Here is a 6,000-nt window from a genome sequence, read left to right on the forward strand (position 1 = left end):
GATGTGAATATGTCTTGACAAATCCGTCGGGAGTGACAGTGGCCCCGCAGCTCAGAGCTGCGGGGCCACACGACATCAGGAGGAGGCGACAAGCTCCCTGATCTTCTCCAGCTGGAACGCGGAGACCTCGTCGGCCCGCTCATCCTCGGCGAAGACGTTCGAGACGATGAGCGCGTCCGGGCGGTCGAGGTACCCGATCTGCTTCAACGTCGCGAACAGTTCAGCGAAGTCGACATCTCCGTCACCGATGCGAAGGTGCTGGTGGATGCGCGCCTCGTTCCCGGGAGGGTTCGAGATGTAGCGCAGGCCGTGCGAGCGGTGGTGGTCGAACGTATCCGCCGTGTAGACGGCGCCCAGCCGCTCGCCCAGTTCGGGGAGCAGCGTCGTCGCGCGGTCCCCGTAGTGGAAGGTGTGCGAGGCGACGTAGACGAAGCCCACATTCCTGCTGTTCAGGCCGCGGATGACGCGCCAGCCCTCGAGCCCGTCCTCGACGAAGTCGTTGGGGTGCGGGTCGATGTTCAGCTGGATGCCCTCACGCTCGAGGATCGGCAGGAGTGTCTCCATCGAGCGGTGGAAGGCATCCTCCGACTCGTTGAACTGGGAGGGCTCCCCGCTGAACTCGGTGTTGATCACCGGGATCTCGAGCAGCGACGCCAACTCGATGACGCGCGTGAAGTTGCGGACGGCTGCGAGACGGCCAGCCTCTTCCGGGCCCGAGATGCGCTGCACCGGCAGGATCGCCGGGATCGTGACCCCAGCATCCGCCGCCCGCTTCTTGAACTTCAGCGCGTACGCGTCATCGGCCGACGGGTGGCGGAAGAACCAGGAGAAATCGGGGTGGGGCGTGATCTGCAGGTACTCGTAGCCGAGGCGGGCTGCGATGTCCGGGAAGCCGAGGAAGCCGGCGTCGTGGTGGAACGGCGTCGGGTCCAGCGCGATGCGAACCATGAGAGTCTCTCCTTACGCCTTGTCGTAGAACGCGGGGCGCTCGACCTGCTGGACCTCGACGATGCCACCGTCGAACGCCTTCACGCCGGCCTCGCAGGCGAGCGCGACGCGGTAGCCGTGCCACGCGTCCGGGCCGTCGATGGTTCCGCGGGCGACCGCGTCCACCCAGCGCTGGATCTGCACGTCGTAGGCGGCCGCGAAGCGGGTCACGAACGAGCGGTGCTCCTCCTTCGCGAACGAGCCGTCCGACCAGGTCTGCACTCCGTTGGCCTGGCCGATGCGGGCGAGTCCGTTCGAGAACACTGCCTCGGTCGCGACCTGGTAGCCGAACTTGATGCTGACGTTCATCTCGACGTCGACGAGGATGCCGTTCTCGAGCTCCATGAGCACGAGGATCGGCTCGCGGAGGCGCTCGGGCGAGTTCGGGTTGCGACGCATGTACTTGATCTCGATGCTGCGGATCTCGCTGCCCGCGAGCCACGGGATGACATCGAGTTCGTGCACGACCGAGTCGTTGATGAGCATGTCCTGCGTGTACGTCTCGGGCACGTCGGGGTTGCGGTGCACGGCGCGCAGCGCGAGCAGCTCGCCTGCCTCGCCCGACGCGATGATCTCGCGCAGGCGGGCGTACTCGGCGTCGAAGCGGCGCATGAAGCCGAGCTGGATGAGCGGTCGGTCTGACGCGGCCATCTCAGCCTCGACGACGCGCAGGGACGATGCGGAGTCTGCCGTCAGCGGCTTCTCGCACAGGATGGGGAGCTTCGCCGCGAGAGCGGGCAGGAGCACGGGCTCGTGGAACTTGCCTGGCGTCGCGATGACAACCGCGTCGACGGCGTTCGCCGCGATGGCGTCCTCGATGCTCGTGAACCACTGCGCGCCCGGCGCGTTCTGCAGGGCCGCGGTGCCGCGTCCCTCGTCCGGCTCGATGACGGCCGAGACGATGGCACCGCTGATGCGCTTCGTGATGCGGGCGATGTGGTCTGCGCCCATGAGGCCGGCGCCGACGACGCCGACGCGGAGGTCAGTTGCAGTCATGTCGATGGTTCCTGTTCTTCTCTGGCGCTACTTCGCGCGGGCTGCTGGCGTCGAGCCGCAGATGTGCTTGAGGGTGCGCTCGGCGATCGGATATGGGCGATCGGCGGAGCAGCCGAACATGTCCTGCTCGACGATGCCGAAGATGTTCGGGTCGATCTCGGCGGCACGGGCCACGATGGGGCCGAGCTCCGGGATGCCGTTCGGCGGCTCGACCATGATCATGTCGGCAGCTGCCTCGGCCCACGACACGTCGTTCTTGAGCACGTCGAAGAGCTTGTCCGGGTCGACCTGCTTGAGGTGCAGGTAGCCGATGCGCTCAGGGTACTCGTTCATGAGGCGGAGACTGTCGCCGCCGTAGTAGGAGAAGTGGCCCGTGTCGAGGCACAGGTTCGTGTACCGCGCGTCGGTCTCGGTGAGCAGGCGCTCGACCTCGCGGTACGTGCCGACGTGGCTGTCGGCGTGCGAGTGGAACTGCTGCTTGACGCCGTACTCCTCGAGGAGCGCCTTGCCGAGGCGGTCGTGGCCGGCGGCGAGGCGCGTCCACTGCTCGGCGTCGAGCGTGCGGGGCTCCTTGGCCTGGCCCGTGATGTCATCGCGCCACATGTCGGGGATCGTCACGAGGTGCTCGGCACCGAGCTTCGACGCGAGGCCGGCGACGGCGATCGCCTGGTCCCAGGCGCGCTGCCACTGGCTCTCGTCCTCGTTGTGGAAGCCCGTGAAGACGGTCCCGGCAGAGAGCTTCAGGCCGCGCGACTCGAGTTCGTCGGAGAGCTGGTTGGGGTCGGTGGGGAGGTAGCCGTACGGGCCGAGCTCGATCCACGTGTACCCGGCCTTGACGACCTCGTCGAGGAAGGTCTGCCACGGGATCTGGCCCGGGTGGTCGGGGAGCCATATGCCCCAGGAGTCAGGTGCGGTTCCGATTCGGATGCTCTGCGACATCGTCGTCTGCTTTCTGTTGAGGGTCGTTCGGGGAGGTCGAGAAGTGGGTGTTGTCGTGGCGTCAGCCGAGGAGCGGCCGCTGGGCGGCCTTCTGCTCCCTGTAGGCCTCGAGCGCGCTCTTCGTGGAGTCGAGCGTGGAGGTCTCGGCGACCGGCACATCCCACCATCCTTCGCCGTCTGGGGCGTAGAGGAGGGGGTTGCTGTTGATGTGGATGAGGGTCGAGGTGTCAGATGCCTTCGCCGCGGCCATGGCGTCGCGCAGGTCGCTGATGGCGTTGGCGCTCGGCTCGATCTCGATCGTGCTGATGCCGTAGCTGCGCGCGTTGGCGGCGAGGTCGACGGGGAGGATCTCGTCGCCCTGGAAGTTCGAGCCGGCCTCGTCGAAGGCGCGGTACCAGGTGCCGAAGCGCTCGGAGCCGACCGTCTCGGAGAGGTGGCCGATGGAGGCGTAGCCGTGGTTCTGGATGAGCACGACGATGATCTTGATGCCCTCGGCAACGGCCGTGACGAGCTCGGTGTGGAGCATGAGGTACGAGCCGTCGCCGACCATGACGATCACGTCGCGGTCGGGGGCCGCGCGGCGCACACCCATGCCGCCCGCGATCTCGTAGCCCATGCAGGAGAACGCGTACTCGACGTGGTAGCCGAGCGGGTCGCGCACGCGCCACAGCTTGTGCAGGTCGCCCGGCAGCGAGCCGGCGGCCTGGACGACGACGTCGCGCGGGTCGCTCGCGCCCTGCACGGCGCCGATGATCTCGGGCTGGCCCGGCAGTTCGAGGCCGCTCGGCTCGAACGCGGCGTCGACGGCCGCATCCCAGCTGCTCTTCTCGGTGGCGATCTGCCGCGAGTAGTGGTCGCTCACGCGGAACCCGGAGAGGGCGCCGATGAGCTTCACGAGCGTCTCGCGCGCATCCGCCACGACGGGCAGCTGCGAGCCGTGCTTGTAGGCGTCGAATGCGGCCACGTTGATGTTGACGAAGCGCACGCCGTCGTTCTGGAACACCGTGCGGCTCGCCGTCGTGAAGTCGCTGTAGCGCGTGCCGATGCCGATGACGACGTCGGCCTGCGCCGCGAGGCGGTTTGCCGCGGTCGTGCCGGTCGCTCCGACGCCGCCGAGGTACTGCGGGTGGTCCCAGTCGAGGGAGCCGCCGCCAGCCTGACTCGTGCCCACCGGGATGCCCGTGGCCTCGACGAAGGCGCGCAGCTCGTCCTCAGCACCCGAGTAGATGACGCCTCCACCGGCGACGATGATGGGGTTCTTCGCGTTCTTGATCGCCTCGACCGCGCGGGCGAGCGGGCCGGCCTCCGGGAGGGGGCGGCGGATGTGCCACTCGCGCTCCTCGAGGAAGGCGAGCGGCACGTCGATGAGCTCCGCCTGGACATCCTCCGGCAGCGCGATCGTGACGGCGCCGGTCTCGGCCGGGTCGGTGAGGACGCGCATGGCGGCGAGCGCGATCGAGTACAGCTGCTCGGGGCGCTGCACGCGGTCGAAGAAGCGGGAGAGGGGGCGGAACGCATCCGTCACCTGGATGCCCGTGTCGTGCGGGAACTCGAGCTGCTGCAGCACGGGGTCGGCGACGCGGGTCGCGAACGTGTCGCTCGGCAGGAGCAGCGCTGGCAGGCGGTTCGCCGTGGCGAGGGCGGCGCCCGTGAGCATGTTGGCGGCGCCCGGTCCGACGGATGCGGCGCTCGCGTACGTCGCGCGGCGGCGGTGCATGCGCGCGTAGCCCACCGACTGGTGCACCATCGCCTGCTCGTTGCGCGCCTGGAAGTACGGCATGAGGGTCGGGTCCTCGACGTTGGCCTGCTTGAGCGCCTGGCCGATGCCGGCGACGTTGCCGTGGCCGAAGATCCCGAACATGCCGGGGATCGTGCGCTCGCGCACGTCGCCGTCGACGGTGTACTGCTTGCCGAGGAACTCGACGAGCGCCTGGCCGACGGTCATTCGCTTGGTTGACATCTGCGTCATCTTTCTGCGTTGGTACTGAGCTGGTGCTGGTGCGCTGGACGTGCGGAGCTACTGCTGTGGGCCGTACGGGAGGCGGGAGTCGAACTCCTGGGAGGCCCACTGCTCGCGCACCCAGCCGTGGGCTGGGTCGTCGCTGATGAGCCACTCGCGCGCCTTGTCCGGGCCCGCCATGACGTTCAGGTAGTAGAGGTCGTAGCCGGGGGCCGCGACGGCGGGGCCGTGGTAGCCGAACGGGACGAGCGCGATGTCTCCCGTGCGCACGATCTCGTTGATGGAGATCTCGCCGGCAGGCGACGTGTAGGTCGCGAACATGCCGAAGGCGTCAGCGCCCTCGGGCACGGTTGCGTTCTTGGTGGGCTTGCTCTCGAAGTAGTAGATCTCCTCGAGCCGGCTCTCGTGGCCCGGGTGGTGCTCGTCGTGCTTGTGGGGAGGGTACGACGACCAGTTCTCGGCCGGTGTGATGACCTCGCACACGATGAGCTTGGCTGCCTGCAGCGAGCCGGGGATGCCGAAGTTCTGCACTTGCCGGCTCGAGCGGCCGGCGCCGCGCAGCTCGACCGGCACGTCGCCCTTGCGGAGCAGCTGGAACGGGAAGACCTGGGTCGTCGGGGCCTCGGCGACGGCGACCCTGCCGTTCCCGGTGACGACCACGCTGGTGCCGACGGGGAGGTAGGCGACGTCTGCTGGACCGTCGAAGACCGAGGGTCGGCCCTCGAGCTCGACGGATGCGGGCGCATCCGCGCCGTCGAGCTCGAGGGACGCGTCTCCGCGGAGGGGGATGACCATTCGCTCAATGTCGCCTGCGGGCAGCTCGAGGCGCACACCATCGGAGAGGTCTGCGACTCGGATGCCCGTGTGTTCCCAACCGGGGAGCGTCGCATCGACGACGCTCTCCCAGCCGTCTCGCGAGAGGGCTCCGCGGGCCCTGAACCAGGTGTTCTCTGCTGCTTGTGAGGACATTGCTCGTGAGTCTTTCTTGGTGCGAATGGTCTGGCGGGCCGGTGGAGGCTAGTCGTTCTCGGGGAAGCCGAGGTTGATGCCGCCGTGCTTGGCGGGGTCGAGCCAGCGGCTGGTGACGGCTTTCTCGCGGGTGTAGAAGTGGAAGCCCT

At 68.2% G+C, this 6,000-nt stretch carries 5 protein-coding genes; all 5 read right to left on the reverse strand.

Annotated features, from left to right (window positions below):
• Nucleotides 1-75: 75 nt before the first annotated feature.
• Entirely contained in the window at nt 76-948 is an 873-nt protein-coding gene (locus C5C17_RS06080; RefSeq protein WP_104252497.1) for a sugar phosphate isomerase/epimerase, read from the reverse strand.
• A gap of 12 nt (nt 949-960) precedes the next feature.
• A complete protein-coding gene (locus C5C17_RS06085) occupies nt 961-1,983 on the reverse strand; it encodes a Gfo/Idh/MocA family protein (RefSeq protein ID WP_104252498.1) in 1,023 nt (340 codons plus the stop codon).
• Nucleotides 1,984-2,010: 27 nt separating this feature from the next.
• The gene (locus tag C5C17_RS06090) at nt 2,011-2,922 is read right to left on the reverse strand and encodes a sugar phosphate isomerase/epimerase (protein ID WP_104252499.1); all 912 of its coding nucleotides are present in this window, start codon (nt 2,920-2,922) and stop codon (nt 2,011-2,013) included.
• 61 nt (nt 2,923-2,983) lie between these two features.
• The gene (gene iolD / locus C5C17_RS06095) at nt 2,984-4,882 is read right to left on the reverse strand and encodes a 3D-(3,5/4)-trihydroxycyclohexane-1,2-dione acylhydrolase (decyclizing) (RefSeq protein ID WP_374953899.1); all 1,899 of its coding nucleotides are present in this window, start codon (nt 4,880-4,882) and stop codon (nt 2,984-2,986) included.
• 57 nt (nt 4,883-4,939) lie between these two features.
• Nucleotides 4,940-5,851 carry a 5-deoxy-glucuronate isomerase gene (gene iolB, locus C5C17_RS06100; RefSeq protein ID WP_104252501.1) on the reverse strand — a complete coding sequence of 304 codons (912 nt, stop codon included), beginning with the start codon at nt 5,849-5,851 and terminating at the stop codon, nt 4,940-4,942.
• Between the last annotated feature and the right edge of the window lie 149 nt (nt 5,852-6,000).

The organism is Pseudoclavibacter sp. RFBA6, from assembly GCF_002931575.1.
Taxonomy (GTDB): domain Bacteria; phylum Actinomycetota; class Actinomycetes; order Actinomycetales; family Microbacteriaceae; genus Pseudoclavibacter; species Pseudoclavibacter terrae.

What these genes read in the sequence shown, in the direction of transcription:
- iolD (WP_374953899.1), bottom strand. Translation starts at nt 4,882, where the DNA reads ATGTCAACCAAGCGAATGACCGTCGGCCAGGCGCTCGTCGAGTTCCTC.
- iolB (WP_104252501.1), bottom strand. Translation starts at nt 5,851, where the DNA reads ATGTCCTCACAAGCAGCAGAGAACACCTGGTTCAGGGCCCGCGGAGCC.
- C5C17_RS06090 (WP_104252499.1), bottom strand. Translation starts at nt 2,922, where the DNA reads ATGTCGCAGAGCATCCGAATCGGAACCGCACCTGACTCCTGGGGCATA.
- C5C17_RS06085 (WP_104252498.1), bottom strand. Translation starts at nt 1,983, where the DNA reads ATGACTGCAACTGACCTCCGCGTCGGCGTCGTCGGCGCCGGCCTCATG.
- C5C17_RS06080 (WP_104252497.1), bottom strand. Translation starts at nt 948, where the DNA reads ATGGTTCGCATCGCGCTGGACCCGACGCCGTTCCACCACGACGCCGGC.